Below are 26,317 nucleotides of genomic sequence, written 5' to 3' on the forward strand. Positions count from 1 at the left end.
ACCCATGAGCACGCTTCATGACCTGAACGGGGCGACCATCGCCTTCGACCTGGATGGAACCCTCGTGGACACCGCGCCCGACCTGGTGGGCGCGCTGAACACCATCCTGACCCAGGAGTCGCTGCCGCCACTGCCCTTCGACGATGTGCGCCTCATGGTGGGCCGAGGCGCGCGGGCCCTCTTGGAGCGTGGCTTCGCCGCCGCCGGCGCGCCGCTCGACGCCGAGCAGGCGCCCGCGCTAGTCCAACGGTTCATCGACGTCTACCTCGCCCGCATCGCCGATGAGAGCGCGCCCTTCCCAGGCGTGGTCGAGGTGCTGAGCGACCTCAAGACGGCCGGGGCCAGGCTTGTGGTCTGCACCAACAAGCTCACCAACCTGTCGACCGCGCTGCTCGACGCCGTCGCTCTATCGCCGTTCTTCGAAGCGGTGATCGGCGCGGATCTGGCGCCCGCAGCCAAGCCGGACGGCCGCCACGTCGCCGCCGCCGTCGCCGCCGTGGGCGGAGACGTAAGCCGCGCGGTAATGATCGGTGACAGCATCAATGACGCGCTCGGGGCCCGCAACGCTGGCGTCCCCGGCGTGCTGGTCTCGTTCGGCTACACCGAGGATCCGGTCGAGACCCTGGGCGCAGATCTGGTCATCCACAGCTTTTTGGACGTGCCCAAGGCGTGCATCACGCTTTTGACCTCTTGCCCCGCGCCGAACACCGGGCTATAGGCCCCCTCCTCTCGCGGATCGGTCCCTTTCGGGGCCCTCCACACGGCGGATGCGTAGCTCAGCGGGAGAGCACCTCGTTCACACCGAGGGGGTCACAGGTTCAATCCCTGTCGCATCCACCATTCTTCTCTTCTCCTGTGCAGACTTAACCCTCGGGAAACCGCGACCTTGGCGGTTGCGCTCCAGCCGCCGCGCGCGGCCTTGCGCGCCGCACACATCGGGCGAGGTTGCTTGCATAACAAGACCGTGGTGCTAGGCTTCGGCTAGACCGCTAGCGAACCGGGACGAAGAGCCCGGTCGCTCGTCGGGCTTTATGTGGGAGGAGACGGCGCCCATGGACATCAAGGACAGCATCGTCCTGGTCACCGGCGGCAATCGCGGAATTGGCGAGGCCTTTGTGCGGGCCTTCCTCGCGGCCGGCGCGACGAAGGTCTATGTCGGCGCCCGTGATCCGGCCAGCGCCGCGCACCTCGTCGCCGAGGCCCCGGACCGGGTGACGGCCCTACGGCTCGACGTCAGCGACCCGGAGACCATTTCAGCGGCGGCCGCGCAGTGCCCTGACGTGACGATCCTCGTCAATAATGCGGGCGCCTTCACCATGCAGACTCTGATGGGCGCACCGGACATGAGCGCCGCCCGCCAGGAGATGGAGGTCAACTATTTTGGCCCGCTGGCGATGAGCCGAGCCTTCGCGCCTATCCTGGCCAAGTCGCCGAAGAGCGCGATCGTCAATGTGCTGTCGGCCGGCGGCCTGGTCGCCGTGCCCGGCATGGGGGGCTACAGCCCTTCCAAATTCGCCGCGCGCGCCATGACCACCTGCCTGCGCGCCGAACTGGCGCCCCAGAACACCCACGTGCTGGCGCTGAATGTCGGCTCGGTCGACACCCGCATGGCCAGTCATGTCGAGGGCTTCAAGGAGGCGCCGGCCACCATCGCCCAGGCCGGCCTGAAAGCGCTGAAGCGCGAGGCGGACGAGGTCGACACAGACTTCATGGCCATCGACGTGCGCGCCCATCTGGCCCGCGACCCCAAGGGCCTGGAACTGGCCATGCGGCGTGCGCTGACCAGCGACCGCGTCAGCACCGGCCGTTAGGAGAGGTCCTTGCCTCAGATCGACTACGAAGCCTTCGCCCAGCGCTTTGTCGCCGCCATCCAGGCCGGCGACGCCGAGGCCGTGCGGGCCTTCTACGCCCCCGACGCCAAGATCTGGCACAACATCGATCACATCGAACAGACCGTCGACCAGAACCTGAAGTCGCTGGCCTGGTTCGTCAGGGTTTTGCCGGATCGGACCTATCGGGTGCAGCGCATCGCGCCCCTGGCTGACGGCTTCCTTCAGCAGCATGTCCTTGAAGCCACGCTGCCGAACGGGGAGCGATGGGCTATGGACGCCTGTGTCGTCGTGCGGGTCGAGAACGGCAAGATAACACGCCTCGACGAGTACCTTGACTCCGCCAAGACCGCTCAGCTGGTCGCGGCGACCCGCTAGATTATCTTTCGCAACACCAAGGCGCTCATGTCCCGACTTTTCCCCATTCTCTCGCGGGTGATCGCCGCATGGCAGGCCCACGAGATCGAGACGGTCCTTTCGCACATGACCGACGACATCGTCTGGCACTACGCGGCGCCGGGCCTGCCGCCGGTGCGGGGCAAGGCGGCGGCTGAAAAGCTGTTGCGGAAACTGCAGGCCGATATGCACGACATTCAGTGGCGGATCTTCGCCCACGCTGAAACGGGCGACCGACTCTTCCTGGAAGGCGTCGACGAGTATCGCACCGCTGACGGCAAGCGCATGGCCCTGCCCTATGCGGGTGTGTTGGAGTTCCGCGGCGACCAGATCGCCGCGTGGCGGGACTATGTCGACCTGGGCGTGCTCGCCGACCAGAAGGCCGGCAAACCGTTCACGCCGCAGGTCGAAGCCCTGCTTGATCGCGTCGCGGCGACATCAGCCTAGAGCATTTTCCGACGAAGTGGATCCGGTTCGTCGTCAGAAAATGCGTTAATACAAAGGGCTAGAGCATTTCTCCGATCCAAACAGATCGGAAAATGCTCTAGCCGGGCTGAGCGGCCGTCAGATCCCCAGTGGCTTGCCCCGTGGGACCGCCGGTCAGCACGGCCACGCGACGGGCGGCGACCACCAAGTCCCCCTCTGTGGCAAGCCGGCGCGCGGTCGCAGCCAGCAGGTCGCGCTGGGCGTCAAGCAGGTCGACCATGGGTCTCTGACCAACCCGGACCTCGTTCCTGAGGCTGTCGACGGCGCTGGTCGCGGCGACCGACTGGTCCCTCGCGGCGTCGGCGGCCAGGCGGATCGCGTGAAGTTCGCTCCAGGCGTTGATCACCTGGGCCTTGAGAGCCGCCCGAGCCGTATCGCGCTGGGCCTCCGCCACGCGGCGCGCCGCCGAGGCTTCGGACCTGGCGGCCTGCACGCGGCCGCCGGCGAAGAGGGTCCAGCGCCCCTGCACCCCGACCGAAACCGCGTCTGAGCGATAGCCGGGGAAGAACTGGTCCCGCATCTGTTCGGTCCGAGCGGTGAGCGCAAAGCTGGGCAGTCCTTGCGCCGCAGCGGCGCGCTCGACGGCGATGGCCGCGCGGACGCCAGCCTCGGCGGCCTCCAGCATCGGACTGTTCGCCTCGGCGCGGGCCAGGGCCTCATCCAGGGTGAGCGTGGTTCCCCCGTCGGTCGCGGCCGACAGTTCCACCGGCTCGACACCTACCAAGGCCGTGTACTGCGCACGCGCGGTTTCGTATCCGGATTGCGCCCTGGCCTCGCCTGCTCGCGCCTCAGCCAGGTGCGCGATCGCCAGTTCCAGATCACTTTTCGGAATCCCGCCCGCCTGGAACCTCAGCCCCGCCTGGCGTGTCCATTCTTCGAAGGCGGCGACCTGTCCACGACTGGCGGTCAGGAACGCCTCGGCCGCCCGCACCGCCACGAAGGCGCGCGCGACTGAGACCTCCAAGTCCAGTTCGGCCTGCCGACCTTGAGCCCTGGCAGCCTCTTGCCCCGCACGCGCCTGATCGACGCCAGCGGCGATCCCGCCGCCCGCGAACAAGGGCTGGGTCATCTCCAGCCGAACCGCGCGCGGATCGACATCGCTGGCTCCGAAGCCAAAGAAGCCGCCAAGATCGTTGCGGCCGCTCAGATACTCGCCTGTGAGGCTGATCGTGGGCAGGCGCGCGCCCTTGGCCGCTCGCAGCCGGGCGTCAGCAGCCTCGGTGCGCGCCATGGCGGCGCGCAGGTCGGGATTGTTCGCGCGCGCCGTCGCGATCGCCTCAGCGAGAGTCGTCGCGCTGGCAGAGAGCGGCAGGGCTAGCGCCAGAGCGGCGCTGGCGAGCAGGACGGCGGCGCGCATCAGCGGAAGGCCGTCCCGGGCTTCACGCCGAGCTTCTTGAAGATCATCGCCGCCGGGCAGAACCCCGTGAACGCGGCCTGGATCATGTTCAGGCCGGCGAAGGCCGACAGGCCAATCCAGTAGGGATGGACGAAGTGCGCGAGCGCCAGGCCGATGAGAACTACAAGGCCGGCGAAGGCCAGTACGGCGCGGTCGAGGGTCATTCCTTGTCTCCTTCTCGATGTCAGACGGCGGCTTTGGCGGCGGCCAAGCTTACCCAGTCGACGATTTGATCTGCGGACATCAGACCCGCCTTGCGGGCGATCAGTCGCCCGTCCAGGAACAGCAGCAGAGATGGGAGGCTCTGCACGGCGTACTGCGCGCAGGGACCTGGGCTCTCGTCGGCGTTCAGCTTGAGGAAGCGCGCGCTTGCGCCGACCCGCTGGGCGGCCGCCGCGAACTGCGGGGCCATGGCGCGGCAGGGCCCGCACCACGGTGCCCAGAAGTCCACGAGCACCGGAACACCCTTCGTACCGGCGAGCTGGCGACCGAAGGCCTCGGCGTTCACCTCCAACGGCTCGCCCGACAAGACCTCAGCCTTGCAGCGGCCGCAGCGGGCCAGCGCCGGATCGCGATCCTCCGGAATCCGGTTTCCGGCGCCGCAGCTGGGACAGACGAACTGGCGCATGACGCTAGCCGCCCTTGATCTTGTTCACGCCCAGGATGTCGAGGGCTAGCTTCTCGTAGAACGGCTCGCTCTCGCCGCGCTTGACCTTGCCGAGGAAATATTTCTCGAAGCCGACCTTGGCCAAGTGGACCCACTTGCCGCTGGCCGACCAATTGACGTTGCGGGGCGGGATCTGCGGTTGGGCCACGAAGGCCACGCCGCCGTCGCCGAAATCGGCCAGGCAGATGGCGTTCCAGCTCGCTTCGTGGGTCGGCGGCTTTTCGTCGAGGATTTCCTTGAAGTTGTGAGCGATGGCCGTGACCATGCTTTCGATCATGAAACCGGTCTTGGGCACGCCCACGGGCACGGGCGTCTTGCCGGTCGGGGCGATGGCGACGCAAACGCCCAGCGCCATGACGTTCGGATAGGTCGGATTGCGCTGGTGCTTGTCGATCAGGATGAAGCCACGCGGATTGACCAGCCCCTCGACGCCCCGCACCGCTTCGACGCCGCGGAACGCCGGTAGCATCATCGCGTAGCCGAACGGCACATCATGGCGCACGCGTACGGAGCCGTCGTCGGCGATCTCCTCGACGTGCATGAGTCCTTCATCGACCGAAGCGACCTTGGCGTTGGTGATCCACTTTATGTGGCGCTGGCGCATCTCGCTCTCGAGCAGGCCCTTGGTGTCGCCGACCCCGTCCAGCCCGAGGTGGCCGACGTAGGGCTCGGAGGTGACGAAGGTCATCGGCACCTTGTCGCGGATCTTGCGGCGCCGAAGCTCGGTGTCGAGGATCAGCGCGAACTCGTAGGCCGGGCCGAAGCATGAAGCGCCCTGCACGGCGCCGACAACGATCGGGCCTGGATTTTCGCAGAACCTATCGAAGGCGTCCGCAGCCGCCTCGGCATGCTGCACGTGACAGACCGACTGGGTGTGGCCGCCGTGCGGACCAAGCCCGGGGATTTCGTCGAAGGCCAGCTCCGGCCCTGTGGCGATCACCAGATAGTCGTAAGGCAGGATCGAACCGTCACGAAGTTCGAGGGTGTTCGACTTGGGATCGACGCGAGTCGCGCCGACACCGGTAAACTCGATGCCCTTCTTCTGGAACACGGGCGGCAGCTTGACCTGAATAGCCTCGCGCTTGCGCCAGCGAACGGCGACCCAGGGGTTCGACGGGACGAAGTGAAAGGTGTCTCCCTCGGAGACCACCTGGACGTCGGCGCGCTTGCCGACCGCGAGCTTGATCTCGAAGGCGGCGATCGCGCCCCCCAGACCAGCGCCCAGAATTACGATGCGAGGCTTGGCCACCTTGGCGTCTCCCTGCCGGTTGATCCTGCTCAGCGTCGTGGCCGGCCGGAGCGGCCATGGTGCTTGTCCAGCGACCGCGCTTGACTTCATATTATATTTTACGCATATTCGCAATTGCGAATTTTAAGGCCATTCTTCGGCCCTCGGAAGGAGACAATCATGTTCGGCGCCCCCAAGGTGAAGGACCTTACCCCTGCGGATGTGAAGGCGGCCCTGGACGCCGGCGACACCCTGCTGATCGACGTGCGTGAGCCGGCGGAGTTCGCCGCCGAGCGGATTCACGGCGCCCTGAACTTCCCACTGTCGACCTTCGATCCGGCCGCCCTGCCCGTGGCCGACGACAAGCGCATCATCATGCAGTGCGGGTCAGGTAAGCGCTCGGCGATGGCGATCGAGCGCTGTCGCGCGGCGGGCCACAAGCTGGAAAGCCATCTGGGCGGCGGCATCCTGGCCTGGAAGGCCGCCGGCCTGCCGACCATCAGCCTCGACAGCGAGAGCGGCCAAGTCCGCGACCGCGGCTGATCCGACAACGCCCAGGGGGACCCCGATGACCGCCAAACCCTTCCTGATCGGCGCGCTGGGCCTGGCCACGCTGTTGAGCGCGTGTGGCGAGGAGAAAGCCGCGCCCAAGCCGGCGACCGTCATGGCGCCGGCCGCCGATCGTCTGACGGTGCGCGCCTCTGTCGTCGACGACCTCAAGCCGGTCCCCGCCACCCTGACCACCCGCGACATGGCCGACGCCCGCGCTCGGATCGGCGGCACGGTGACGCAGTTGTTGGTCAAGGAAGGCGACACCGTCCGCCAGGGCCAGACCATCGCCATCATCCGCGATGACCGCATCGGCTTGCAGACCTCGGCCTACGACGCGCAGGTGGCGGCCGCAGCGGCGCAAGCCGCACAGGCTCAGGCCGATCTCGCTCGGACCCAGGACCTCTATGACCACGGTGTCTACGCCAAGGCGCGCCTGGATCAGGTGCAAGCCGCCGCCAAGGCCGCCAACGCGGGTCTCGCCGCAGCCCGCGCCCAGGCTCGCGCCAGCGCGGAGCTGGGTCATCAAGGCGCCGTTCTGGCCCCGACCGCCGGCCGTGTCCTGACCGCCGACGTCCCGCTGGGGTCGGTCGTCATGCCCGGTCAGTCGCTGGCCACGATCACGGCCGGTCCGCCGGTCGTCCGCATCACCGTTCCCGAAGGCGAAGCCGCCACTCTGAAGGTCGGCGCCGCTGTCCGTCTGGCCGCCGAGGATCTGGGCGGCGTCGCGGCGACGGGACAGATCACTCAGGTCTATCCCGCCGTGACCAGCGGCCAGGTCATCGCTGACGTGACCGCCACGGGCCTTCCGCAGGCGCTGGTCGGCCGAAAGGTCCGCGCCTTCGTCGCGGTCGGCCAACGCCAGGCCTTGGTGATCCCGCGTCGCTACATCGCGACACGCTTTGGCGTCGACTATGTCCGCCTGGTCGGCAAGGACGGCGCGGCGATCGACAGCCCTGTCCAGACGACCCCGGCCGCCGACCCGGCCCGGGTCGAGATTCTGTCTGGCCTGCGCATTGGCGACATCCTGACTCCCGCGGAGCCCCGCCGATGAACCTCGGACTATCCGGCCGCCTGACAAAGGCCAGCATCCGCTCGCCCCTGACCCCGCTGATCCTGTTGGCCGCGATCGCCGTGGGGCTCCTGGCGCTGTTCTCGATCCCGCGCGAGGAGGAGCCGCAGATCAGCGTGCCCATGGTCGACATCATGGTCGCCGCGCCCGGCCTCTCCGCGCCCGATGCGGCCGAGCTGGTCGGCAAGCCGCTGGAAGCCATCGTCAAAAGCGTCAACGAGGTCGAGCACGTCTACACCTTCGCCGACGATCACCAGGTGATGGTGACGGCGCGCTTCAAGGTCGGCGTTGATCCCGATGCGGCGGCCGTGCGGATTCACGAGAAGGTCCGCGCCAACTACGACAAGATCCCGGCCGGCGTTCCCGAGCCCCTGATCCAGACGCGCGGCATCAACGATGTGCCGAGCCTGGTGCTGACCCTCTCGCCCAAGCCGGGCTTCGAGAACCGCTGGACCGACGAGGCGCTGCGCGAGATCGCCGGCAAGCTGAAGACCGAGGTCGCCAAGGTCGACGATGTCGGCCTCACCTTCATCGTCGGCGGACGTCCCCGAGAGATCCGGGTCGCGCCCGACCCAGCCCGTCTGGCGCTGCGCGGCGTGTCGATGGGCGCGCTGATGGACACGATCCGTCAGGCCACCCGCGCCTTCCCCGCGGGCGACGTGCGCAACGGTGGCGAGGCGGTCGCCGTCACCGCCGGCCGCGACCTGAAGAACGCCACCGAGATCGGTCTTCTAGCCCTACCCTCCGCCAAGGGCGAAGCGGTCTATGTGCGCGATGTCGCCGACGTGACCGAAGGCCCGCGCGAAGACCAGATCCAGGTTCGCCGCTATGCGCGCGCCGACAACGGCTGGAGCGAGGCTCCCGCCGCCAGCTTGGCGATCGCCAAACGCAAGGGCGCCAACGCCGTCGTCGTTTCCGAGGCGGTGCTGGCCCGAGTAGAGGCGCTGAAGGGCTCGCTGCTTCCCGACTCGCTGAACGTCGATGTCACCCGCGACTACGGCGCTACGGCCAACGAGAAGGCCAACGAGCTGCTCTTCCACCTGGGGCTGGCCACGGTCTCGATCGTCGTGCTCATCGGCCTGGCCATCGGCTGGCGCGAGGCCGCCGTCACGGCCGTCGTCATCCCGACCACGATCCTGCTGACTCTCTTCGCCTCGAACCTGATGGGCTACACCATCAACCGGGTCAGCCTGTTCGCCCTGATCTTCTCGATCGGCATCCTGGTCGACGACGCCATCGTCATGATCGAGAACATCGCCCGCCACTGGGCCATGAACGATGGCCGAGGCCGGATCCAGGCCGCCGTCGAGGCCGTGGCCGAGGTCGGCAATCCCACGGTCGTCGCCACTCTGACCGTCGTTTCGGCCCTGCTGCCGATGCTGTTCGTCTCGGGCCTGATGGGTCCCTACATGGCGCCGATCCCGGTCAACGCCTCGGCCGCCATGGTGTTCTCGTTCTTCGTCGCCGTGGTCATCGCGCCCTGGCTGATGGTTCGCTTCGCCCGCAAGGCGCTCGACGGCGGGTCGCATGGCCATGGCCATGACGATGAAGGCAAGCTGGGCGCGCTCTACCGCCGGGTCGCCGGCCGGGTAATCCGCGACCGCCGCACCGCCTGGATGTTCCTGGGCGGCGTGGGCGTCGCCACGGTGCTGGCCTGCGCCATGTTCGCGACCAAGACCGTGACGGTGAAGCTCTTGCCGTTCGACAACAAGTCCGAGCTGCAGGTGGTGCTGGACATGCCGGAAGGCACGTCGCTGGAGATCACGCAGCGCACCCTGGCGCAAGCCGCCGCCATCGCCGGGACTCTGTCCGAGACGGTCGCCATCGACTCCTATGCCGGGACCGCCTCGCCGTTCAACTTCAACGGCCTGGTGCGCCACTACTACCTGCGGAACCGGCCCGAGCAGGGTGACCTGTCGGTGACCCTCGCCCCGAAGGATGAGCGCAAGCGCTCCAGTCACGCCGTGGCCCTTGACCTCCGCGAGCGCCTGTCGCGCCTGGCTCTTCCGGCCGGCGCCGCCGTCAAGGTGGTCGAAGCCCCGCCGGGACCGCCGGTGATGGCGACCCTGCTGGCCGAGATCTACGGTCCCGACGCCGCCACGCGCCGCGCGGTCGCCGAGAAGGTCAAGGCCACGTTCCACGCCGTGCCCTACATCGTCGACATCGACGACAGCTGGGGCGCGCCCCGCCCCACCCTGCGCCTGGTCCCGGATCGTACGCGCCTGGAAGCCCTGGGCGTCTCCGACCGCGAGGTGCTCGACTCGATCGGCGCGGCTTTCGGGGGCCAGGTGGTTGGCTATGCTCACCGCGGCGAGGGCCGCGATCCGCTGGAAATCGCCGTCCGACTGCCGCAGAACGCCCGCACCTGGGGCGAGACCTTGGGATCAACCCCCGTGGCCCGCGCCACCGACGGTCGCCTCGTCGAACTGTCCGAAGTCGTCGAGGCCAAGCGCGAGGCCGGCTCGACCCACGTCTTCCGCCGCGATGGCCGCGACGTCGACATGGTCATGGCCGAACTGGCCGGAGCCTACGAGGCGCCGATCTACGGCATGATGGACGTGAACAAGCGCCTGCGCGACATGGACTGGGGCGCGACGCCCAAGCCCGACATCCGCCTGAACGGCCAACCCACCGACGAAAGCCGTCCCACGGTGCTGTGGGATGGCGAGTGGGAGATCACCTGGGTCACCTTCCGTGACATGGGCGCGGCCTTTGGCGTGGCGATCCTGGGCATCTATGTGCTGGTGGTCGCGCAGTTCAAAAGCTTCCGCCTGCCGCTGGTGATCCTGACACCGATCCCGCTGACCCTGGTCGGCATCGTGCTGGGCCATATCCTCTTCCAGGCGCCGTTCACCGCAACCTCGATGATCGGCTTCATCGCCCTGGCAGGCATCATCGTGCGTAACTCGATTCTGTTGGTCGATTTCATCCGCCACAGCGCCGAGGACGGCAAACCCCTGCGCGAGGTTCTGCTGACGGCAGGCGCGATCCGCTTCAAGCCGATCGTCCTGACCGCCCTGGCGGCGATGATCGGTGCGGCGGTGATCCTGACGGACCCAATCTTCCAGGGCCTGGCGATCTCGCTGCTCTTTGGCCTCGCTTCATCCACCATCCTGACGGTTCTGGTCATCCCGGCGATCTATGTCGTCCTTCGCGACCCTGATGCGCCGATCACGTCCAAGGCCGCTTGATCCCGCTTCCGTGGTTTCTACATTGCCTCCAATGAACGCTCCCGCCCTATCCTGCCATTCCCCGTCGGACGTGGCCGACCTCCGCGCCTGCGCCGGCGAAGCCTCGCGGCTGCTCAAGCTCCTGGCGAGCGAGCAGCGCCTGCTTCTGCTTTGCCGCCTGGCGGATGGCGAGGCCTCGGTGGGCGAACTGTCTGAGCACGCAGGCCTCGCCCAGTCGGCGACCTCGCAGCATCTGGCCAAGATGCGCGCCGAGGGCTTGGTGGCTACTCGTCGCGAGGCGCAAACGATCTACTACCGGCTCAGCGACGAGAACGCCGCGCGCGTGCTGGCCACGCTCTCTGACATCTACCGCACGGGCGGCTGAACGGACGCGCCTGTTCTAGAGGGCGTTGAGCGCGCGCCAGGCGACATAGGCGGCCACGGCCAAGACCAGCGACGCGAACAAGCGCCGCGCCAAGAGCGCACGGGTCGCCAACAGGGCGGCGGCCTTGACGCCGAAGACGCCGCCAGCAGCGCCCCCCAGGATGAAGACGCCGGCGATCCTCCAATCGACCCAACCCGACAGCGCGTAGTTGACCGAGGTCGCCGCGCCGAACAGGGCCACCGACACCAGGGACGACGCCGAGGCGTTGGCCAGAGTCATGCCGGTCGCGGCCATCAGGCCCGGCACGATCAGGAAGCCGCCGCCGATACCGAAGAACCCCGCCGCGCCGCCGGTGAGCACGCCGATGGGAGCCAGACGGCGCATCAGCGGCCAGGTAATCTGGACCTCGGGATCGCCTTCCGCGCGAGGCTTGCGCATCATGGATATCGCGATGGCGGCCATGGCGAAGGCGAAGAACAACAAGAGCTTCTGGCCATCGACCAGCTTGGCGATACTGGAGCCGAGCAAGGACCCGATCAGCCCCGCCCCGGCGAAGACGCTGGCGCAGGGCCACTTCACCCGCCCGCCTCGCCAATGGCCGACGAGGCTTGCCGCCGCATTCACTGAGACCGCCGCGGCCGAGGTGCCAATCGCAAGGTGCGGGTCATCGACACCCACGACGTAGAGCAACAACGGCGTCGCCAGAACCGAGCCCCCGCCGCCGAACACCCCCAAGAGCGCGCCAACCAAGGCGCCGCTGGCCAGAACCGCGATGATCGTGAGAGGGTCCACAGCAACCTCGGGCGGTTGATATATTCATATATTCGAATATATATGTTCAAGCTACTTTTCAACCCGGAACCGCACCATGTCGCTTCATGACGCCGCCCTCGTTTCGGCCCAACACCTCGCCCGAACCAAGGCTCACGCCGAGGTCACCGGGTTCTTCGATCAGGATACCTTCACCGTCTCGTACGTGGTGAAGGATCCGGCGTCGGACGCCTGCGCGATCATCGACAGCGTTCTGGATTTCGATCCTGCCTCGGGGAGGACCAGCCATGCCAGCGCAGACAAGATCATCGCGCACGTTCGCGGCCAAGGTCTGAAGGTGGAGTGGATCCTCGAAACCCACGCTCACGCCGATCACCTGTCGGCCGCCCCCTACCTTCAGTCGGCCCTGGGCGGTCGCATCGCGATCGGCGCGGATATCGTGGCGGTCCAGAAGGTGTTCGGGACGCTGTTCGCCATGGGTCCTGATTTCGCGGCGGACGGGCGCCAGTTCGATCACCTGTTCCACGACGGCGAGCGGTTCTCGATCGGGTCGCTCGACGCCGTCGTCCTGCATACGCCCGGCCACACGCCGGCCTGCGTCAGCTATGTCATTGGCGACGCGGTGTTCGTCGGGGACACCCTGTTCATGCCTGACTACGGCACGGCGCGGTGCGACTTTCCGGGCGGCGACGCCGCCACCCTGTTCGCCTCGGTGCGTCGCCTTCTGGCGCTGCCGGACGAGACCCGGATGTTCCTGTGCCACGACTACCTGGCGCCCGGTCGCACGGAGGTGCGCTGGGAGACGACCGTCGGCGAGCAGAAGTCCGCCAACATCCATGTCCGCGAGGGCGTCGAGCAGGACGCGTTCGTGCGTCAGCGTCAGGCGCGCGACGCCACACTGGGCATGCCGCGCCTGATCCTGCCGTCAGTCCAGGTCAATATTTGCGCCGGGCGGTTGCCGGAGCCGGAAGCCAATGGCGTCCGCTATCTGAAATTGCCGATCGACGCAGTCTAGAGGTCCGCCCCCCCTGCAGCCTTCCACATCAGGACGGTTATCTAGGGGGCTACGCCCTCTGAGGCCTCAAAGACCGCGAACTGCGCTGCAAAGGCGCGCTGAAATGCGGGCCGAGCTTCGCCGCGCGCGACGTAGGCGTCGAGCCTTGGTTCGCCCCCCAACAGATCTGCGCCCTTCAGTCGACGGAGCACGGCGACCATCATCAGGTCGCCGGCGCTGAAGTCGCCCTCGAGCCACTCGCGCTCTCCCAGCCGCACGGATAGCTCAGCAAGCCGACCACGGACACGTCGATCCAGAAGCGCTTGGCGCGCCGAAAACCAGGGCTCTTCCCTTTCCAGGAGGATCGCCATGGAACGCTCAACGATAGGCGGCTCAACCGTACTCAGGGCCGCGAACATCCAAGCGATCGCGCGGGCCCTGGCCGCCGCTTCCACCGGCAGGAGACCGGGCCCCTGCTCCGCGATATGCAGGACAATGGCGCCAGACTCAAAGAGGGCGACGCCATCGGCTTGAAAGGTCGGGATCTGGCCGAACGGCTGTAGCGCCCTGTGCGCGGAGGCCTTCAGCTCTTCGAAGGTCAGGAGCTGGACGTCATAGTCCAGACCGATCTCCTCCAGCGCCCAGCGCACCGCCATGTCGCGGGCCAGCCCACGGCCGCGATCGGGAGAGGCCTTGAACGCGGTGATGACGGGACGCATGTCGACGCTCCGGGGCTACTGACACCCAAGGACGAGCAGACGAACGGAAATCCGACAAGCGCCAGTTCCGAAGGAAGACAGATGCCCCTGCCCGCCTCCAGGAAGGTCGGCGATCAGTCCTCGCCCTGGATCGCCGCGCGCAGCCGGGCGGCGACATCGCCCAGGGTGATGGCGTTGAGGGAGTCGTTTACTTCAAGAACGCCCTGCCCGTGTTGTTGGGACAGGTTGCCGGTGAAGTCGGTCAAAGCCGTGATGTGCTGCGCCAGCAAATCGACCGTATGCAGTTCCTGCATGACCGAGAGGCGGTGCTCATCCGGCACGACTTCGAGGATCTTGCCCAGCGCCACATCAAGATGCCCGCAGGCGACGGCGGCCAGCGACATCTCCCCAGAGATCGCCTTCAACACCATTTCAACGCTCGCCGGCGCCAGCTTATCCGACATCTCAACCCCCTGATTCCTTCCGTCGAAGTCAGCATGCGCGGGGCGCCGACCGCAAGGCCTTGATTTGTGCGACGAATTATCGCGGGGCGTAACACTGATCGAAAAACAACGTCAGATAGCGCTTCGCCCCTTCCCCCTGAGCAAGCAACTCTCTCGGCTTCGGCGGCCTAGGCCGCCTGGCGCAGGCCCCAGGGATGCGCCGGATAGAAGCGCTCCATCATTCGACCGACATAGGCCACCAGACGGGGATAGCGCTCGGCCTGACGGCGTAGCGGCGAGTCGAAGAACGGGGTCATGATCGCCGCCAGCATGGCGAACGCGGTCGCATCCACGCCGACGGGATAAGCGTCCCGCATCAGGTAAGCCTTGTCCTCCAGAAGTTCGTCCAAGGCTCTGAGCGACAGCCCGCCCAGCCAGGCGACCTCCTCCCGCAGGTGACGCCCGACGCCGACCGCGCGGATATTGGCCGCGACCGCCTCTCTCAATCCCTGCCGAAGCTCGTCCCGCAGGTGGGCCGGCGCCTGATCGAACGCCCGCGCAGGTCCCCTTTCGAAGTTTGCGGGCTCCAGAAAGCGGAAATAGGTCGACACCCAACCGAGCTGGTTCTCAATCATGCGCTCGATCGCCCAGGCCTGAGCCCGCTCCCGGCCGGTCAGGCCGAAATCAAGGTCGACGTCGTACTTCCGCTCGATGTGTACGCGGATAAAGGTCGAATCCGCGATCGCCTGGGCGGCATCCTCGATCCAGGGCAACTGCCCTTTCGGCGCGGTGTCGCGACTGCCTTTTGTCTTCCGGTAGTCTAGGCCCGCCATCATCAGCTGGACCTCGGTCTTGGTCACGTACGGGCTGATCTCTGGCAATCCAAAGCCGGCTCCCGTGGCGTACAGCGTGATCATCGCCCCCCTCCATCTCGAATGTCGCGATGACGACTTGCTACCGCCAGCCTCCTGCCAGCATGCTGTCAGCAACGATCCTGGATAGTGAAGCCATGAGACGCGCCGAACGCCTTTTCCAGATCATCCAGATCCTGCGCCGCAGCCGCGCGCCGGTCACCGCCGACGCCATCGCCGCCGAGTTGGAGACCTCCAAGCGCAGCGTCTATCGCGACATCGCCGCCCTGGTGGGTCAGCGCGCGCCCATTCGCGGCGAGGCCGGGGTCGGCTATGTGCTCGATGCGGGATTCGACATGCCCCCGCTGATGCTGACGCCCGACGAGATCGAGGCGGCGGTGCTGGGGGCGCAGTGGGTGGCCGGCCGAGGCGATCCGGTTCTGGCCAAGGCCGCCCGGGATCTGATCAGCAAGATCGCCGCCGCCGTGCCTGACCGCTTGCGTCCCTACGTGCTGGAACCGGCCGCCGCCGCCGCGCCGGCGTGGAAGCCGCAGACGGACAAGATTGATGTCGCCCAGGTCCGCGCGTGGATCCACGCCGGCCGCAAGATCCGCCTGAACTACAGCGACGAAGCGGGCGCGATCAGCGAGCGCGTGATCTGGCCGGTCACGGTCGGTTATCGCGAGACGATCCGGATGATCATCGCCTGGTGCGAACTTCGGGGCGCGTTTCGCACCTTCCGCACCGATCGTGTCGTCGGCGCGGAGTTCATGGACGAGCGTCACGGCAAGCGCCCCGCCGTGCTGCGGGCCGAATGGCTGCGCTTCCGTGACGCCGAGATCGCCGCCTGGGAGGCGCGCGAAGGGGCTGAGTGCTAGAGCCCGTGACGCTTGGCGAAAGCCTCGAACAGGCCCGGCCAGGCCGCCACAGGCTTGCCCGAGACGAACCGGAGGCCAAATCCGTGGCCGCCCTCTTCGAAAATGTGCATCTCCGTGGGCACGCCCTTGGCCTTCAGCGCGGAGAACATCAGGAGAGAGTTCTCAACCGGCACGGCCTTGTCGTCCGCGGCATGAAGCTGGAACACGGGAGGCAGCCCCTCACGCACTTGCTTTTCCAGGGACAATTCGGCCATCCGCTCGGGGGTGTCCTGCTGGGCTAGCAGTTGCTTGCGGGACCCGCCGTGCGCGAACGCGGGATCAAGCGTGATCACGGGGTAGATCAGCGCCGACAGATTGGGCTTGGCCGGCAGCCCGTCCGCCGCGTCAAACGGCGTGTAGGTTGCAACGTCGAACCGGGTCGTGAGGTTGGCGGCCAGATGCCCGCCCGCCGAGAAGCCCATCACGGCCACGCGGTCGGCCGAAAACGCCATGGCCGTGGCCTGGGCGCGGATCAGGCGGACAGCGCGCTGGGCGTCCTGCAGCGGCGTATCCCCTCCCGCAGCCCAGCCGTCGCCGGGCAGGCGATAAAACAGAACGAAACAGGTGTAGCCGCGCGCGGAGAGCCACCGCGCCGTCTCATAGCCTTCCTTGTCCAGAACGACGCGCTCATAGCCCCCCCCCGGGATCAGCATCACAGCCGCGCCGTTCGGAGTCTTGGGTCTGAACACCGCCAGTTTCGGAACCCGGGTGTGAACCTGGGCCCTATCTCGCAAGCCCTTCGGATCGCCGCGCTCGAGGATCTTCTCCTCGACGTCGACGCCGTCGCCGCCCGGTGCGCCGTTCGGCCATAGCAGCATGGTCTCGGTCGGATCCGGCGGCGAGATCTCCGGTTTCGCCATCTTTTCTGCCCTCGCTTCGCCCGCCGACCAGAGTCCGAGGACGCCCGAAACAAAGGCGCTCAAGGCGCCGCGCCGATTCATCATGAAATCCTCGACCTGTCCGCTGTCTTGGCGCGACTCTAGGGCCGACGCGGCGCCTTGGGAAACCGGTTTCCTAACCCCCAAGGAATCGCAGGTGATGCAAAACGATCCCGCTGGTGGTGGCCACGTTCAGCGAGTCGAAGCCGTTGGCCATCGGAATGCCGATCCGACGCGCGCGCGCCATGACGTCCGGCGAAAGACCAGGTCCTTCGGTCCCCAGCAGCACAGCGGTTCGGGCCGCAGGTTTCAGCGTGGCGAGGCTCTCGTCCGCCGAGGGGCTCAACGCCAGCCCCTCGAAGCCGGTGACGTCCAGCAGATCCGCGATCGAGTCGTCCCGCGAAAGCCGGGCCGTCGGAACGGACAACACCGCGCCCACCGAGACCCGGATAGCCTTTCGGTAGAGCGGATCACAGCAATCGGCGTCGAGGACGACCGCATCCGCCCCAAACGCGGCGGCGTTGCGATAGATTCCGCCCATGTTGTCGTGGTTGGCGATGCCGCAAAGGACCAGCACCACCGCCCGCGCCGGCAGGCTCGCCAGAAGGTCGCGGGCGGCGACCGCCGGCGGCTTGCGGCCCACCGCCAGGATTCCCCGGTGCAGGTGGAAGCCGGCGATCGCGTCCAGGACCCCCTGCTCCGCCAGATAGATGGGGGTGGACTCGGGCAGGTCCGCGAAGAGATCCGCCAGCTTTTCGCGCCGCTTGGGATCGATCAGCAGCGACACCACCCTCTGGGGCGCGTCCCGCGTGAAGGCCCGCAGCACCGTCTCGCCCTCGGCGATGAACAAGCCCTCGCGGCCGACGAGATCGCGCTCCTTGATCGCCCGAAAGGGCGCGACAACCGGATCATCCGGATCCGAGACGAGGTGAAACCGAGGCAAGGCGAACTCTTGAGGCGCGGCGAAAGTCAGCGCACCCCTCGTATCGGCAGGATCGCCAGTCCGCCAGCCAGCGCGAGGGCGCTGGCCACCAGGAAGAACATCTTGAAGTCGCCGTGCGTGGGTCCGAGGCTCCACACCGCCAGCGCCGGCGCCAAGGCCTGCGGCAGCGTGTTGGCGAGGTTGATGACGCCAAGATCCTTGCCCGCGTCGCGTTGCGACGGCAGCACCTGGGTCACCAGGGCGATGTCGACTGCCGAAAAACATCCGACACCGCAACCATAAACGATGAACGCGACCACAAGAAGCGGCCAGCCGGGGGACATCGAAAACACGATCAGCGACAGCGCGACTGTGAGGGCGGCCCCAAACGCGAAGAGCTTGCGGCGACGCAGGCGGTCGGACAGCACCCCGCCCAGCATGGCGCAGATCACGTTGAAGACGGTGGACACCGCCGCCAGGATCGCCAGCCCCTCCTCGGCCCGGCGGCCGGGGAACAGATGCGGATAGTCAACCTCGTCCTTCAGGAAGTAGAGCATGTAACTCTGCACCAGACTGAAGGCGACCAGCACCAGAAAGCGCCCCAGCCAGGCGAAGGCGAAGTCCGGGTGCTTTCGAGGACTGACCCAGAGACCCGCCACAAAGGCCCGAAGGTTGAACGGCGGTACGGCGCTCTTGGGCAGCGGCGGATCGCGAAGCCGGATCACGAAGGGGGCCAACCCCAGCAGCAACGCTGCGGAGATCGCCGCGTACCGATAACTTTCGGTGACGAGCAGCCCGCCGACCACCACCGCGCCGATCGCGGTGCCGATGGGGTTTCCCAGGCTCAGAAAGGCCGCGACCATACCCTTCTGTGTGTCCGGAACGCGGTCGGGCATCACCGCCATCAGCGCCGAGAAACAGAGGTTGAACGCCAGCTGGAACAGAATGACGCCGCCGATCAGCGCAGCCGGCGTCTTGGCGTGCATGATCGCCAGATAGGCCAGGGAGGCCGCCAGGGCGCCCACCACCATCCAAGGACGACGCCGCCCGAAGCGCGAGGTGGTGCGGTCGCTGATCGCCCCGGCCAGCAGGTTGGCGATGCTCGCCGCAATCGCCCCGTAGAACGCCACCTGCGCCAGAACGATCGCCTTGCCGGCCGGATCGATGGCTTCGGCCTTCAGGGGCAGAAGAACCTGTAGCAATGGCTGGAAGGATACGAAGGCCGCGATCTGCGCGAGGGTGTACGCGGCGATGAAATTCGCGCGCACCGGCTCCTTGGGCCGCGCCACATCATCAGGCCGCATCTCACCTCCCCGCGCGATCTATCGTCGCGTCTCCCCCCCACACTGGCGAGCCAAACGCTGCGACACAAGGGCTGGCAGCGCTTTCAATCGAGGAGTTTCCTTCCTCCGCCTAGACGCACTAGGCTGTCTGCGATGGGCATGAGTCTCAAGGAAGTCGGGGCCAACGAATGAGTTCGGTGACGATCTACGACGTCGCCGCGAAGGCGGGCGTCTCGATCAAGACTGTTTCGCGCGTGATGAACAACGAGCCGAACGTCCGGCCCGTCATGCGTGAACGCGTGCTCGCCGCCGCCGGCGAGCTGGGATACAGCCCCAACCTCTCGGCGCGCAGCCTTGCCGGGTCCCGATCCTTTGTCATCGCCGTCTTTGTCGACGCCGCGCTGACGATCGACCACTGGCAGAGCGAACGCGGCGCCGACTATCTCAGCCGTATCCAGCTGGGCGCCACCCTGGTCTGTCGTGACGCGGGCTATCACCTGTTGATCGAACTGATCGACCACGAAGGGCCTCAGGTCCGTCAGGAGGTCGCCGCGTTGCTGGCCGCCCTGAAGCCAGACGGCGTGATCCTCACCCCGCCCTCCTCCGACAACGCCGTGGTGCTTGAGCTCCTCGACCGGGCGGGCACGCCCTATGTCCGCGTCGGCCCGGAACGGGCGGAGGGTCTGGGTCCGCGCGTCCACATGGATGACGTCGCCGCCGCCCGCGAGATGACCGATCACCTGATCGGCCTGGGCCATAAACGCATCGGCTTCATCGTCGGCGAGCCGCGCTATGGCGCCAGCCAGGCGCGGCGCGACGGCTATCTGGAGGCGATGCGCGCGAAGGGCCTTTCCGTTCCCGAATTCTGGGTCAGGCAAGGCGACTTCACGTTCCAGTCCGGCCTGGAACAGGCGAAGGCGCTGCTGGCGCTGCCAGAGCGCCCCACCGCCATCTTCGCCAGCAATGACGATATGGCGCTGGGCGCCATCGCCGCGATCGCGGACGCGGGCCTGATGACGCCAGGCGATGTGTCAGTCGCCGGCTTCGACGACAGTCCCAGCTCCCGGTTCAGCCGACCTCAGCTCACCACCGTGCGCCAGCCCGTCGCCGAGATGTCTTCGGTCGCGGCGAAGCTGCTGATCGGACGCTCGCGGGGTGGCGCCTCCACAGAGCGCCCCGTGGACGAACTGCTGCCCTTCACGCTGATCCACCGCGCCTCGACGGCCCCGCCGCCTCGCTGAGGCGACAGCCGCCACGCCTCAGTCGAACGCCGAGTGACCTTGCTGATCAGCGCCCGGGACGGGCGAAGGCGGCGACGCGCGCGCGGGCGGCGTGCACGGGATTCTCGGCGGGCTGTTCCTGGTGGGTCGGCTGTGACCGAGCCCCCAGGCGGAAAGCCCCGACGCGGTTCGACAGATCGGCCGCCTCGACACGGAGCGCGTGGGTGGCGTCGGTCGATTGCGAGACCATGGCGGCGTTGCGCTGGGTCACCTGGTCGAGCTGGGTCACGGCGGCGTTTACCTGCCCCAGGGCGGTGGCCTGTTCGCTGGCGGACGCCGCGATGGCGTTCACCAGTTCGTCGATGCCGCCGACCTTCTCGTGGATGCCACGAAGCGCTTCGCCCGTCTGGCCGACCAGGTCCACGCCCTCGCTGACCTGACGGCTGCTCTGGGTGATCAGAGACTTGATATCGCTGGCGGCTTGCGCCGAACGCTGGGCCAGGGCCCGCACTTCCTGAGCGACCACCGCAAAGCCCTTGCCCGAGTCGCCAGCGCGCGCCGCCTCGACGCCCGCATTGAGGGCCAGAAGGTTGGTCTGGAAGGCGATTTCGTCGATCATACCCAGGATCTGGTTCACCTGCTGCGACTGAGCTTCGATCTTCGTCATGGCCTCGGCGGCGCGCGTGACGATATCGCCGGAACGTTCGACCTCTGCGGAGGCCTCGCTGACCCGTGAGGAGACTTCGCGCGCGCCGCGGGCGGTCTTGCCCACCGCGCTGGTCAGCTCCTCCACCGCCGCTGCGGTCTGCTCAAGCGTTGCGGCTTGCTGCTCGGTGCGCTGCGACAAATCCTCGGCGCTATGGGCGATACCGTCCGCCCCGGCGCGGATACCGCCAGCGGCGCGCTCAACGGCGCTCATGGCTTCGGTCAGGGCGGAGGTGGCCTGCTCAAAGTCAGCCTTCAGGCCATAAAACTCCGGCGACAGATCGCCCTCGACCCGCGCCGAAAGATCGCCTGCGGCCAGGCGCGCTAGCGCCTCCCCCACAGCCTTGACCGCCGCAGCCTGGCGATGCTCGGCTTCCTCGCGTTCACGCTCAAGGGCTTCGCGCTCCTCCAGCAGGACATCGATGTAGGTGGAGACCGCCAGATCCATGTCGAGGAACGCGGCCTTGATCAGCGCCGACAGCCCGTCGGCCAGTTCGGCGTCCGACTTGGCGCTGTTGAACAGCCCCTTGGCCCGCTTAGACACGAGGGCTCGCATCACTTCCTCGACCACGAGCGCGTAGCCGCCGATGTACCATTGCGGCGCAATGTCGGCGTCGGCATGGGAGCGGCCGATGCGCTCGACGTCGCGGACGTAGCCTTCGCCGTAGCCGGCCTCAGCGATGCGGCGCCAGTGCGCCGCCTGGGCGCGTTCGGCGCCGGCCATGTGGCCGTCATCGCGGAACTTCACGCGCGTGTCGGGGAACAACCGCACCTGGCTGTAGAACTTGCCCAGCGCGGCCCCGATCTCGGCGTCAATGACGGGCTTGATCGCTCGCAGATGGGCGCGAGACCGCTCGTCAAAACGCATGAAGGCCATGCGCTGATCAAGCTTGGCGTTGGCGCTCATGCCAGGGAACTCCGACTCGCTGGTAAGAATTGGTTGACCATGTTGGTGAACGGAATCTGTTAACCAAGATTGAAGTTTGGCGCGATGCGCCCCGTGGCCGCACCGTCTCCCAATCTTCGCCATAGTGAGAACCAAGCTGCGCTTTGGCGCGTTTTGGGCTTGTCAGGCCCTTGCGTGGGCTTGGATATAACCGGGACCAGACCCCAAGGACTTCATGGCGCTTCCGGCGGACTTCACCCTTACCGAACAGGACGGAGGCCTGGTCGCCGTACTCGCCGGGGACTGGACGGCGCGGGGCCTGTTTGACGCCGGGCCTCGCCTCGCCGAGGCGCTCGAAGACCGTCGCGATCTGCGCTTTGACCTTACCGGCGTCAACCGCTGCGACACCGCCGGCGCCTATGCGATCCTGCGGGCGGCGGGGGATCGACTGAAGTCAGACAGGATCATCGCTCGCAAGCAGGTCTTGCGCCTGCTGGAACTGGTGGGCGCGGCCATCCAGGTCGAACCTCAACGCGCCGCCCGGCCAACCGGGTTCTACGCCCTGCTTGAGCGGATCGGGCGCGGGGTCTTCGGGCTATTCGCGGACGGCTATGGCACCCTGGTTTTTCTGGGCCACCTCCTGGTGGCGCTCGGCCGCAGCATCGTCTCTCCGCACAGAATTCGCTGGGCGCCCATCGTAGCGCTTTGCGAGCGTGCGGGGCTGGACGCCATGCCGATCATCGCGACCACAACCTTCTTCATTGGCGCGGTGGTGGCGTTGCTGGGCGCCAACATGCTGACAGACTTCGGCGCGCAGGTTTACGCGGTCGAGTTGATCGGCATCTCGGTGATGCGGGAGTTCAACATCCTGATCACCGCCATTCTGCTGGCCGGCCGGTCGGCCTCCAGCTTCGCGGCCGAAATCGGCTCGATGAAGATGAACCAGGAAATCGACGCCATGCAGGTCATGGGCGTGGATCCCTATGAGGCGCTGGTGCTGCCCCGCTTCGCCGCGCTGCTGCTGACCATCCCGCTGCTGACCTTCGTGGCGACGATCGCCGGCCTGGCCGGTGGCATTCTCGTCGTCTGGAGCGTGCTGGACCTGTCCCCAACGTTCTTCCTGCAGCGGATCGTGGATTATGTCGGCGCCACCCATTTCTGGATCGGCCTGTCCAAGGCTCCGGTGATGGCCATGGTGATCGCCGCGATCGGCTGCCGCCAGGGCATGGAGGTCGGCAAGGACATCGAATCCCTGGGTCGTCGCGTGACGGCGGCGGTGGTGCACGCCATCTTCGCCATCATCCTGATCGATGCGGTCTTCGCCCTGATCTACATGGAGTTGGACATATGACCGCCCCCGCGTTCGACGCGCCGGGCGCCGAAACCCCCGACGCTGAAAGATATCCGATCGAGGTCCGGGGCCTGGTGTCGCGGTTTGGCGACAACGTCGTGCACGACGGCCTCGATCTGAAGGTCGAGCGGGGCGAGATTCTGGGCGTCGTGGGCGGTTCGGGCTCGGGCAAGTCGGTTCTGCTCAACAGCATCATCGGTCTGAAGATCCCCGATGACGGGCATGTGCGGCTGTTCGGCGGCGACATGCGTATCGCCTCGCGCCGGCGGTGGTCGTCGGTCGAGCGGCGCTGGGGCGTCCTGTTTCAGCAAGGCGCGCTGTTCTCGAACCTGACGGTGCGCGAGAACGTGGCCGCGCCGCTCTATGAGCACACGCGATTGCCGCGCAGCGAGGTCGAGGCGATCGCCGACTTGAAGATCGCCATGGTGGGTCTGCCCGCCAGAGCCGCGACCCTCAAGCCCGCCGAACTGTCCGGCGGCATGAGAAAACGCGCGGGCCTGGCGCGCGCGCTGGCCATGGACCCGGAACTGCTGTTCCTGGACGAGCCCACCGCCGGCCTTGATCCCATCGGGGCCCAAGCTTTTGACGCCTTGATCAAGGACCTCTCCGACAGCCTCGAATTGACCGTCTTCATGATCACCCATGACCTGGACAGCCTCTACACGATCACCGACCGGGTGGCGGTGCTGGCCGACAAGAAGGTGGTGACCGTGGCGCCGGTTGGTGAACTCGAGCGTTCAGACCATCCCTGGATCAAACAGTACTTCCTAGGCCCCCGAGGGCGCGCCGCCGCGGCCGCCAAGGAACACGCCAAGTCGAGGACCGACGACTGATGGAAAGAAACGCCAACTACGCCCTGGTCGGAGCCATATCGCTGGCGCTCTTCATGGGCCTGGTGATTTTCGCGGTCTGGCTGGCCAAGCTGAGCTTCAACCGCGACTATGACGTGTACGACATCCTGTTCGTCGGTCCGGTGCGCGGCCTGTCCCAGGGCGGTGAGGTGCATTTCAACGGCATCAAGGTCGGGGAGGTCACCCGGATCGAGCTCGACAAGACCGACACGAACCGCGTGATCGCGCGCGTGCGGGTGACGTCTGACGTGCCGATCAAGGTCGACAGCTACGCGACGCTGGAGCCGCAGGGCATCACCGGCGTGAACTATGTGCAGATCACCGCCGGCGCGCCGAACAAGGAGCTGCTGAAGGACACCGTCAAGACCGGCAAGGTGCCCGTCATCCGCACCCAGCGCAGCGCCCTTTCCGATCTGCTCGAAGGCGGCGGCACGGTGCTGACCCGAACCATCGAGGCGCTCGACCGCGTCAATCGCGTGCTGTCCGATCGCAACATCAAGAGCTTCGGCGCGACCTTGACCAACGTCCAGGCCGTCACGCAGGAAATGCGCGACCGCAAGGAGATCCTGGCGGACGCCCAGAAGGCGCTGCAGAGCATCGACCAGACGGCCCAGTCGATCACCGAACTGTCCAATAGCGCCAACACCCTGGTTGAGAGTGACGCCAAGCGCACCCTTACCGAACTGGGCGACGCGGCCGCCGAACTGAAGGCCGCCGCCAAGGACGCGCGCGGCATGATCACGAAACTGGAAGGCCCCGCCAGCGACTTCGCCACCACCGGCCTGCCGCAGCTGTCGTCCGCCATCGTCACGCTGCAGTCGGCCGCCGAGTCGCTGGACCGCTTGGTCGGCGAGGTCGAACAGAACCCCCGTGGCGTTGTCGGCAAGGCGCCCGCCAAGGAAGTGGAGGTCAAGCCGTGAGCCCGATGAACCGCAAAGCGCCGCGCCGTGTCGCCAAGGTCGTCGCCGCGACCGCTCTCGCCTTGAGCCTTTCGGCCTGTATCAGCGTCTTCCCGGAAAGCGAGCCGGCGACCCTTTACCGTTTCGGCCAGGCGGACGTCAGCGTCCCCAAGGGCCCCAAGGGCGCAGTATTCAGCGTCCTGAAGGCGCCGACCACGTTCACCCGCGCCTCGGCGGGTGATCGCCTGCTGACCAGCACCCGCGGCGAGGTCGCCTATATCGCCGACGCACGCTGGGTCTCGCCGGCCTTCGTCCTGTTCGAAGAAGCGGTGGCGAGCGCCTTCCAGACCGATCAGGGGCGCGCGCGCCTGATTGGCCGGGGCGAGATCGCCAAGGCGGACCTCGTGCTGCGCCTGGAGGTCCAAACCTTCGAGGCCCAGTACGTCAATGGCCCCAAGAGCGCGCCAGAGGTGGTCGTGCGCGTACGCGGCGTACTCAACCGCAACCAGGACCGGACGCTGGTGAGCGATCAGGTCTTCGAGGCCCGCATCAAGGCCGACGACAACCGCGTCTCGGCGATCGTTCCCGCCTATGACCAGGCCCTCGCCCAGGTGCTGGGCGAGGTCGTGACCTGGGTCAACGCCGCCGGGCCGGCGATCCAGAACTAGAGGGCGTCCAGAGGCTCGGTCACGGCGCCGTACCCGGCGTCTTCGGGGATGCGCAGGACAGCCCCGTCCACCCAGGGCTCGACCGTCACCAAAGGGCGGCTGGTCGAGCGAGAGACGGCGTCCGAAGGATCCTGGCTTTCGGCGAGCAGTTGCAGGTTCATGCGCGTGGGAAAGATAACCTTCCGCTCGCCCGAGGCCGCCAACTCCAGAGCCCTGGCCGGCGCGATCCACTCGGCGTCCACGGCCTCGTGGCCGTCGCAGATCGCCTGCTGGGCCAGCGGCGCATGAGCGACGTAGAACCATGTGTCGAAACGCTTGGGCATCAGCTTGGGCGTGATCCAGCGCGCGAAAACCGTCAGCGCCGCAAGGTCGAGCTTCAGCCCGAGATCCTCGATGACATCAATGAAGGCGACCTTGTCCTCGGCGACAGCGGCGCGAATGTCCTTGGCCGCCTCCCCCGCATAGAAAGCTCCGTCACGGTCGCGAGCGAGCAGGATTCCGGCTTCTTCATAGGCCTCGCGAAGCGCGGCGATGCGCAAGGCCGCGCCGTCCTGGTCAGTGACGTCGAAGCCGATCGCCAGATCACGCCAGCGCGGGTCGCTATCGCCCTGATGGCTCTTGCCGCCGGGAAAGACCAGGGCGCCCGCCGCGAAATCTATCTGGTGGTGCCGCTTGACCATCAGGACTTCGAACGTCGGCACATCTCGAAGTAGCAGTATGGTCGCAGCGGGGCGGATCGCGCTCAGGGATGACTCAGCCATGTCGAGAAGTCTGGCGCCCGCGACGACGCTTGCCCAGACCC

Annotated in this window: 28 protein-coding genes and 1 tRNA gene; 16 read left to right on the forward strand and 13 right to left on the reverse strand. The window is 67.0% G+C overall.

The features are described from left to right. Positions 1–4 precede the first annotated feature (4 nt). From OVA11_RS15025 to OVA11_RS15045, 5 genes are all read left to right on the forward strand, one after another. A complete protein-coding gene (locus tag OVA11_RS15025) occupies positions 5–718 on the forward strand; it encodes a phosphoglycolate phosphatase (protein ID WP_268068105.1) in 714 nt (237 codons plus the stop codon). Between the two features lie 47 nt (positions 719–765). Beyond that, positions 766–840: transfer RNA gene (locus OVA11_RS15030), tRNA-Val, on the forward strand. Between the two features lie 191 nt (positions 841–1,031). Continuing rightward, complete coding sequence (locus OVA11_RS15035; protein WP_268068106.1) at positions 1,032–1,811, forward strand: SDR family oxidoreductase; 780 nt, start codon at positions 1,032–1,034, stop codon at positions 1,809–1,811. Positions 1,812–1,820: 9 nt separating this feature from the next. Further along, the gene (locus OVA11_RS15040; protein WP_268068107.1) at positions 1,821–2,207 is read left to right on the forward strand and encodes a nuclear transport factor 2 family protein; all 387 of its coding nucleotides are present in this window, start codon (positions 1,821–1,823) and stop codon (positions 2,205–2,207) included. 27 nt (positions 2,208–2,234) lie between these two features. Beyond that, a complete protein-coding gene (locus OVA11_RS15045; protein WP_268068108.1) occupies positions 2,235–2,672 on the forward strand; it encodes a nuclear transport factor 2 family protein in 438 nt (145 codons plus the stop codon). 97 nt (positions 2,673–2,769) lie between these two features. Here OVA11_RS15045 and OVA11_RS15050 read toward each other — a convergent pair whose 3' ends face one another. Genes OVA11_RS15050 through OVA11_RS15065 form a run of 4 tightly spaced genes read right to left on the reverse strand, consistent with a single transcriptional unit; the run spans position 2,770 to position 6,023 of the window. Next, the gene (locus OVA11_RS15050) at positions 2,770–4,068 is read right to left on the reverse strand and encodes a TolC family protein (protein WP_268068109.1); all 1,299 of its coding nucleotides are present in this window, start codon (positions 4,066–4,068) and stop codon (positions 2,770–2,772) included. Beyond that, positions 4,068–4,271: a YgaP family membrane protein gene (locus tag OVA11_RS15055; protein ID WP_268068110.1), complete on the reverse strand. Its 204-nt coding sequence runs from the start codon at positions 4,269–4,271 to the stop codon at positions 4,068–4,070. The genes OVA11_RS15050 and OVA11_RS15055 overlap by 1 nt, the downstream gene beginning before the upstream one ends. Before the next feature lie 20 nt (positions 4,272–4,291). Continuing rightward, on the reverse strand, positions 4,292–4,735 hold the full coding sequence (locus tag OVA11_RS15060; RefSeq protein ID WP_268068111.1) for a thioredoxin domain-containing protein: 444 nt from the start codon (positions 4,733–4,735) through the stop codon (positions 4,292–4,294). Positions 4,736–4,739: 4 nt separating this feature from the next. Then, positions 4,740–6,023 carry an NAD(P)/FAD-dependent oxidoreductase gene (locus OVA11_RS15065; RefSeq protein WP_268068112.1) on the reverse strand — a complete coding sequence of 428 codons (1,284 nt, stop codon included), beginning with the start codon at positions 6,021–6,023 and terminating at the stop codon, positions 4,740–4,742. 159 nt (positions 6,024–6,182) lie between these two features. On the opposite strand from OVA11_RS15065, the gene OVA11_RS15070 reads away from it, so the two are divergent. The 4 genes from OVA11_RS15070 to OVA11_RS15085 all read left to right on the forward strand — a co-directional run bounded on the left by OVA11_RS15070 (position 6,183) and on the right by OVA11_RS15085 (position 11,178). Further along, positions 6,183–6,545 carry a rhodanese-like domain-containing protein gene (locus tag OVA11_RS15070; protein WP_268068113.1) on the forward strand — a complete coding sequence of 121 codons (363 nt, stop codon included), beginning with the start codon at positions 6,183–6,185 and terminating at the stop codon, positions 6,543–6,545. Between the two features lie 25 nt (positions 6,546–6,570). Next, on the forward strand, positions 6,571–7,605 hold the full coding sequence (locus OVA11_RS15075; RefSeq protein ID WP_268068114.1) for an efflux RND transporter periplasmic adaptor subunit: 1,035 nt from the start codon (positions 6,571–6,573) through the stop codon (positions 7,603–7,605). Continuing rightward, on the forward strand, positions 7,602–10,814 hold the full coding sequence (locus OVA11_RS15080; protein WP_268068115.1) for an efflux RND transporter permease subunit: 3,213 nt from the start codon (positions 7,602–7,604) through the stop codon (positions 10,812–10,814). The genes OVA11_RS15075 and OVA11_RS15080 overlap by 4 nt, the downstream gene beginning before the upstream one ends. A gap of 70 nt (positions 10,815–10,884) precedes the next feature. Continuing rightward, the gene (locus tag OVA11_RS15085; RefSeq protein WP_442780895.1) at positions 10,885–11,178 is read left to right on the forward strand and encodes an ArsR/SmtB family transcription factor; all 294 of its coding nucleotides are present in this window, start codon (positions 10,885–10,887) and stop codon (positions 11,176–11,178) included. 15 nt (positions 11,179–11,193) lie between these two features. Here the strand turns inward: OVA11_RS15085 and OVA11_RS15090 are convergent, their stop codons facing one another. Then, positions 11,194–11,970 (reverse strand): sulfite exporter TauE/SafE family protein, encoded by a 777-nt coding sequence (locus tag OVA11_RS15090; protein WP_268068117.1) that lies wholly within the window; start codon positions 11,968–11,970, stop codon positions 11,194–11,196. A gap of 76 nt (positions 11,971–12,046) precedes the next feature. Here OVA11_RS15090 and OVA11_RS15095 point away from each other — a divergent pair, with 76 nt between their 5' ends. Beyond that, complete coding sequence (locus tag OVA11_RS15095) at positions 12,047–12,964, forward strand: MBL fold metallo-hydrolase (protein ID WP_268068118.1); 918 nt, start codon at positions 12,047–12,049, stop codon at positions 12,962–12,964. Between the two features lie 41 nt (positions 12,965–13,005). Here OVA11_RS15095 and OVA11_RS15100 read toward each other — a convergent pair whose 3' ends face one another. From OVA11_RS15100 to OVA11_RS15110, 3 genes are all read right to left on the reverse strand, one after another. Beyond that, complete coding sequence (locus OVA11_RS15100; protein ID WP_268068119.1) at positions 13,006–13,662, reverse strand: glutathione S-transferase family protein; 657 nt, start codon at positions 13,660–13,662, stop codon at positions 13,006–13,008. 113 nt (positions 13,663–13,775) lie between these two features. Further along, positions 13,776–14,105 (reverse strand): hypothetical protein, encoded by a 330-nt coding sequence (locus OVA11_RS15105; protein ID WP_268068120.1) that lies wholly within the window; start codon positions 14,103–14,105, stop codon positions 13,776–13,778. A gap of 167 nt (positions 14,106–14,272) precedes the next feature. Beyond that, complete coding sequence (locus tag OVA11_RS15110; RefSeq protein ID WP_268068121.1) at positions 14,273–15,001, reverse strand: glutathione S-transferase family protein; 729 nt, start codon at positions 14,999–15,001, stop codon at positions 14,273–14,275. 92 nt (positions 15,002–15,093) lie between these two features. Between OVA11_RS15110 and OVA11_RS15115 the strand changes: the two genes are divergently transcribed. Further along, positions 15,094–15,813 carry a helix-turn-helix transcriptional regulator gene (locus OVA11_RS15115; protein ID WP_268068122.1) on the forward strand — a complete coding sequence of 240 codons (720 nt, stop codon included), beginning with the start codon at positions 15,094–15,096 and terminating at the stop codon, positions 15,811–15,813. On the opposite strand, the gene OVA11_RS15120 is transcribed toward OVA11_RS15115, so the two are convergent. From OVA11_RS15120 to OVA11_RS15130, 3 genes are all read right to left on the reverse strand, one after another. Beyond that, positions 15,810–16,796, reverse strand: coding sequence for an alpha/beta hydrolase (locus tag OVA11_RS15120; RefSeq protein ID WP_268068123.1), 987 nt, complete (start codon positions 16,794–16,796; stop codon positions 15,810–15,812). The two genes, OVA11_RS15115 and OVA11_RS15120, sit on opposite strands and share 4 nt — an antisense overlap. A 70-nt stretch (positions 16,797–16,866) precedes the next feature. After that, entirely contained in the window at positions 16,867–17,673 is an 807-nt protein-coding gene (locus OVA11_RS15125; RefSeq protein WP_268068124.1) for a TrmH family RNA methyltransferase, read from the reverse strand. A 26-nt stretch (positions 17,674–17,699) separates the two neighbouring features. Next, a complete protein-coding gene (locus OVA11_RS15130; RefSeq protein ID WP_010920174.1) occupies positions 17,700–18,956 on the reverse strand; it encodes an MFS transporter in 1,257 nt (418 codons plus the stop codon). A gap of 167 nt (positions 18,957–19,123) precedes the next feature. Between OVA11_RS15130 and OVA11_RS15135 the strand changes: the two genes are divergently transcribed. After that, positions 19,124–20,176 (forward strand): LacI family DNA-binding transcriptional regulator, encoded by a 1,053-nt coding sequence (locus OVA11_RS15135; protein WP_268068125.1) that lies wholly within the window; start codon positions 19,124–19,126, stop codon positions 20,174–20,176. Between the two features lie 46 nt (positions 20,177–20,222). Here the strand turns inward: OVA11_RS15135 and OVA11_RS15140 are convergent, their stop codons facing one another. Further along, positions 20,223–21,767 carry a globin-coupled sensor protein gene (locus OVA11_RS15140; RefSeq protein ID WP_268068126.1) on the reverse strand — a complete coding sequence of 515 codons (1,545 nt, stop codon included), beginning with the start codon at positions 21,765–21,767 and terminating at the stop codon, positions 20,223–20,225. A 214-nt stretch (positions 21,768–21,981) separates the two neighbouring features. Between OVA11_RS15140 and OVA11_RS15145 the strand changes: the two genes are divergently transcribed. The 4 genes from OVA11_RS15145 to OVA11_RS15160 are packed head-to-tail and all read left to right on the forward strand — an operon-like array spanning position 21,982 to position 25,515. After that, positions 21,982–23,097 carry an ABC transporter permease gene (locus tag OVA11_RS15145; protein WP_096033710.1) on the forward strand — a complete coding sequence of 372 codons (1,116 nt, stop codon included), beginning with the start codon at positions 21,982–21,984 and terminating at the stop codon, positions 23,095–23,097. Beyond that, positions 23,094–23,930, forward strand: a complete 837-nt coding sequence (locus OVA11_RS15150; protein WP_268068127.1) for an ABC transporter ATP-binding protein — start codon at positions 23,094–23,096, stop codon at positions 23,928–23,930. Before OVA11_RS15145 ends, OVA11_RS15150 begins: the two co-directional genes overlap by 4 nt. Next, entirely contained in the window at positions 23,930–24,868 is a 939-nt protein-coding gene (locus OVA11_RS15155; RefSeq protein WP_268068128.1) for an MlaD family protein, read from the forward strand. Before OVA11_RS15150 ends, OVA11_RS15155 begins: the two co-directional genes overlap by 1 nt. Beyond that, complete coding sequence (locus OVA11_RS15160; RefSeq protein WP_268068129.1) at positions 24,865–25,515, forward strand: ABC-type transport auxiliary lipoprotein family protein; 651 nt, start codon at positions 24,865–24,867, stop codon at positions 25,513–25,515. Before OVA11_RS15155 ends, OVA11_RS15160 begins: the two co-directional genes overlap by 4 nt. On the opposite strand, the gene OVA11_RS15165 is transcribed toward OVA11_RS15160, so the two are convergent. Next, positions 25,512–26,276 (reverse strand): NUDIX hydrolase, encoded by a 765-nt coding sequence (locus tag OVA11_RS15165; protein WP_010920181.1) that lies wholly within the window; start codon positions 26,274–26,276, stop codon positions 25,512–25,514. The two genes, OVA11_RS15160 and OVA11_RS15165, sit on opposite strands and share 4 nt — an antisense overlap. Between the last annotated feature and the right edge of the window lie 41 nt (positions 26,277–26,317).

It is taken from the genome of Caulobacter sp. SL161, from assembly GCF_026672375.1.
GTDB lineage: Bacteria > Pseudomonadota > Alphaproteobacteria > Caulobacterales > Caulobacteraceae > Caulobacter.

What these genes read in the sequence shown, in the direction of transcription:
- OVA11_RS15025 (WP_268068105.1), top strand. Translation starts at nt 5, where the DNA reads ATGAGCACGCTTCATGACCTGAACGGGGCGACCATCGCCTTCGACCTG.
- OVA11_RS15035 (WP_268068106.1), top strand. Translation starts at nt 1,032, where the DNA reads ATGTGGGAGGAGACGGCGCCCATGGACATCAAGGACAGCATCGTCCTG.
- OVA11_RS15045 (WP_268068108.1), top strand. Translation starts at nt 2,235, where the DNA reads ATGTCCCGACTTTTCCCCATTCTCTCGCGGGTGATCGCCGCATGGCAG.
- OVA11_RS15050 (WP_268068109.1), bottom strand. Translation starts at nt 4,068, where the DNA reads ATGCGCGCCGCCGTCCTGCTCGCCAGCGCCGCTCTGGCGCTAGCCCTG.
- OVA11_RS15055 (WP_268068110.1), bottom strand. Translation starts at nt 4,271, where the DNA reads ATGACCCTCGACCGCGCCGTACTGGCCTTCGCCGGCCTTGTAGTTCTC.
- OVA11_RS15060 (WP_268068111.1), bottom strand. Translation starts at nt 4,735, where the DNA reads ATGCGCCAGTTCGTCTGTCCCAGCTGCGGCGCCGGAAACCGGATTCCG.
- OVA11_RS15070 (WP_268068113.1), top strand. Translation starts at nt 6,183, where the DNA reads ATGTTCGGCGCCCCCAAGGTGAAGGACCTTACCCCTGCGGATGTGAAG.
- OVA11_RS15075 (WP_268068114.1), top strand. Translation starts at nt 6,571, where the DNA reads ATGACCGCCAAACCCTTCCTGATCGGCGCGCTGGGCCTGGCCACGCTG.
- OVA11_RS15080 (WP_268068115.1), top strand. Translation starts at nt 7,602, where the DNA reads ATGAACCTCGGACTATCCGGCCGCCTGACAAAGGCCAGCATCCGCTCG.
- OVA11_RS15095 (WP_268068118.1), top strand. Translation starts at nt 12,047, where the DNA reads ATGTCGCTTCATGACGCCGCCCTCGTTTCGGCCCAACACCTCGCCCGA.
- OVA11_RS15100 (WP_268068119.1), bottom strand. Translation starts at nt 13,662, where the DNA reads ATGCGTCCCGTCATCACCGCGTTCAAGGCCTCTCCCGATCGCGGCCGT.
- OVA11_RS15105 (WP_268068120.1), bottom strand. Translation starts at nt 14,105, where the DNA reads ATGTCGGATAAGCTGGCGCCGGCGAGCGTTGAAATGGTGTTGAAGGCG.
- OVA11_RS15110 (WP_268068121.1), bottom strand. Translation starts at nt 15,001, where the DNA reads ATGATCACGCTGTACGCCACGGGAGCCGGCTTTGGATTGCCAGAGATC.
- OVA11_RS15115 (WP_268068122.1), top strand. Translation starts at nt 15,094, where the DNA reads ATGAGACGCGCCGAACGCCTTTTCCAGATCATCCAGATCCTGCGCCGC.
- OVA11_RS15120 (WP_268068123.1), bottom strand. Translation starts at nt 16,796, where the DNA reads ATGATGAATCGGCGCGGCGCCTTGAGCGCCTTTGTTTCGGGCGTCCTC.
- OVA11_RS15130 (WP_010920174.1), bottom strand. Translation starts at nt 18,956, where the DNA reads ATGCGGCCTGATGATGTGGCGCGGCCCAAGGAGCCGGTGCGCGCGAAT.
- OVA11_RS15135 (WP_268068125.1), top strand. Translation starts at nt 19,124, where the DNA reads ATGAGTTCGGTGACGATCTACGACGTCGCCGCGAAGGCGGGCGTCTCG.
- OVA11_RS15140 (WP_268068126.1), bottom strand. Translation starts at nt 21,767, where the DNA reads ATGAGCGCCAACGCCAAGCTTGATCAGCGCATGGCCTTCATGCGTTTT.
- OVA11_RS15145 (WP_096033710.1), top strand. Translation starts at nt 21,982, where the DNA reads ATGGCGCTTCCGGCGGACTTCACCCTTACCGAACAGGACGGAGGCCTG.
- OVA11_RS15150 (WP_268068127.1), top strand. Translation starts at nt 23,094, where the DNA reads ATGACCGCCCCCGCGTTCGACGCGCCGGGCGCCGAAACCCCCGACGCT.
- OVA11_RS15155 (WP_268068128.1), top strand. Translation starts at nt 23,930, where the DNA reads ATGGAAAGAAACGCCAACTACGCCCTGGTCGGAGCCATATCGCTGGCG.
- OVA11_RS15165 (WP_010920181.1), bottom strand. Translation starts at nt 26,276, where the DNA reads ATGGCTGAGTCATCCCTGAGCGCGATCCGCCCCGCTGCGACCATACTG.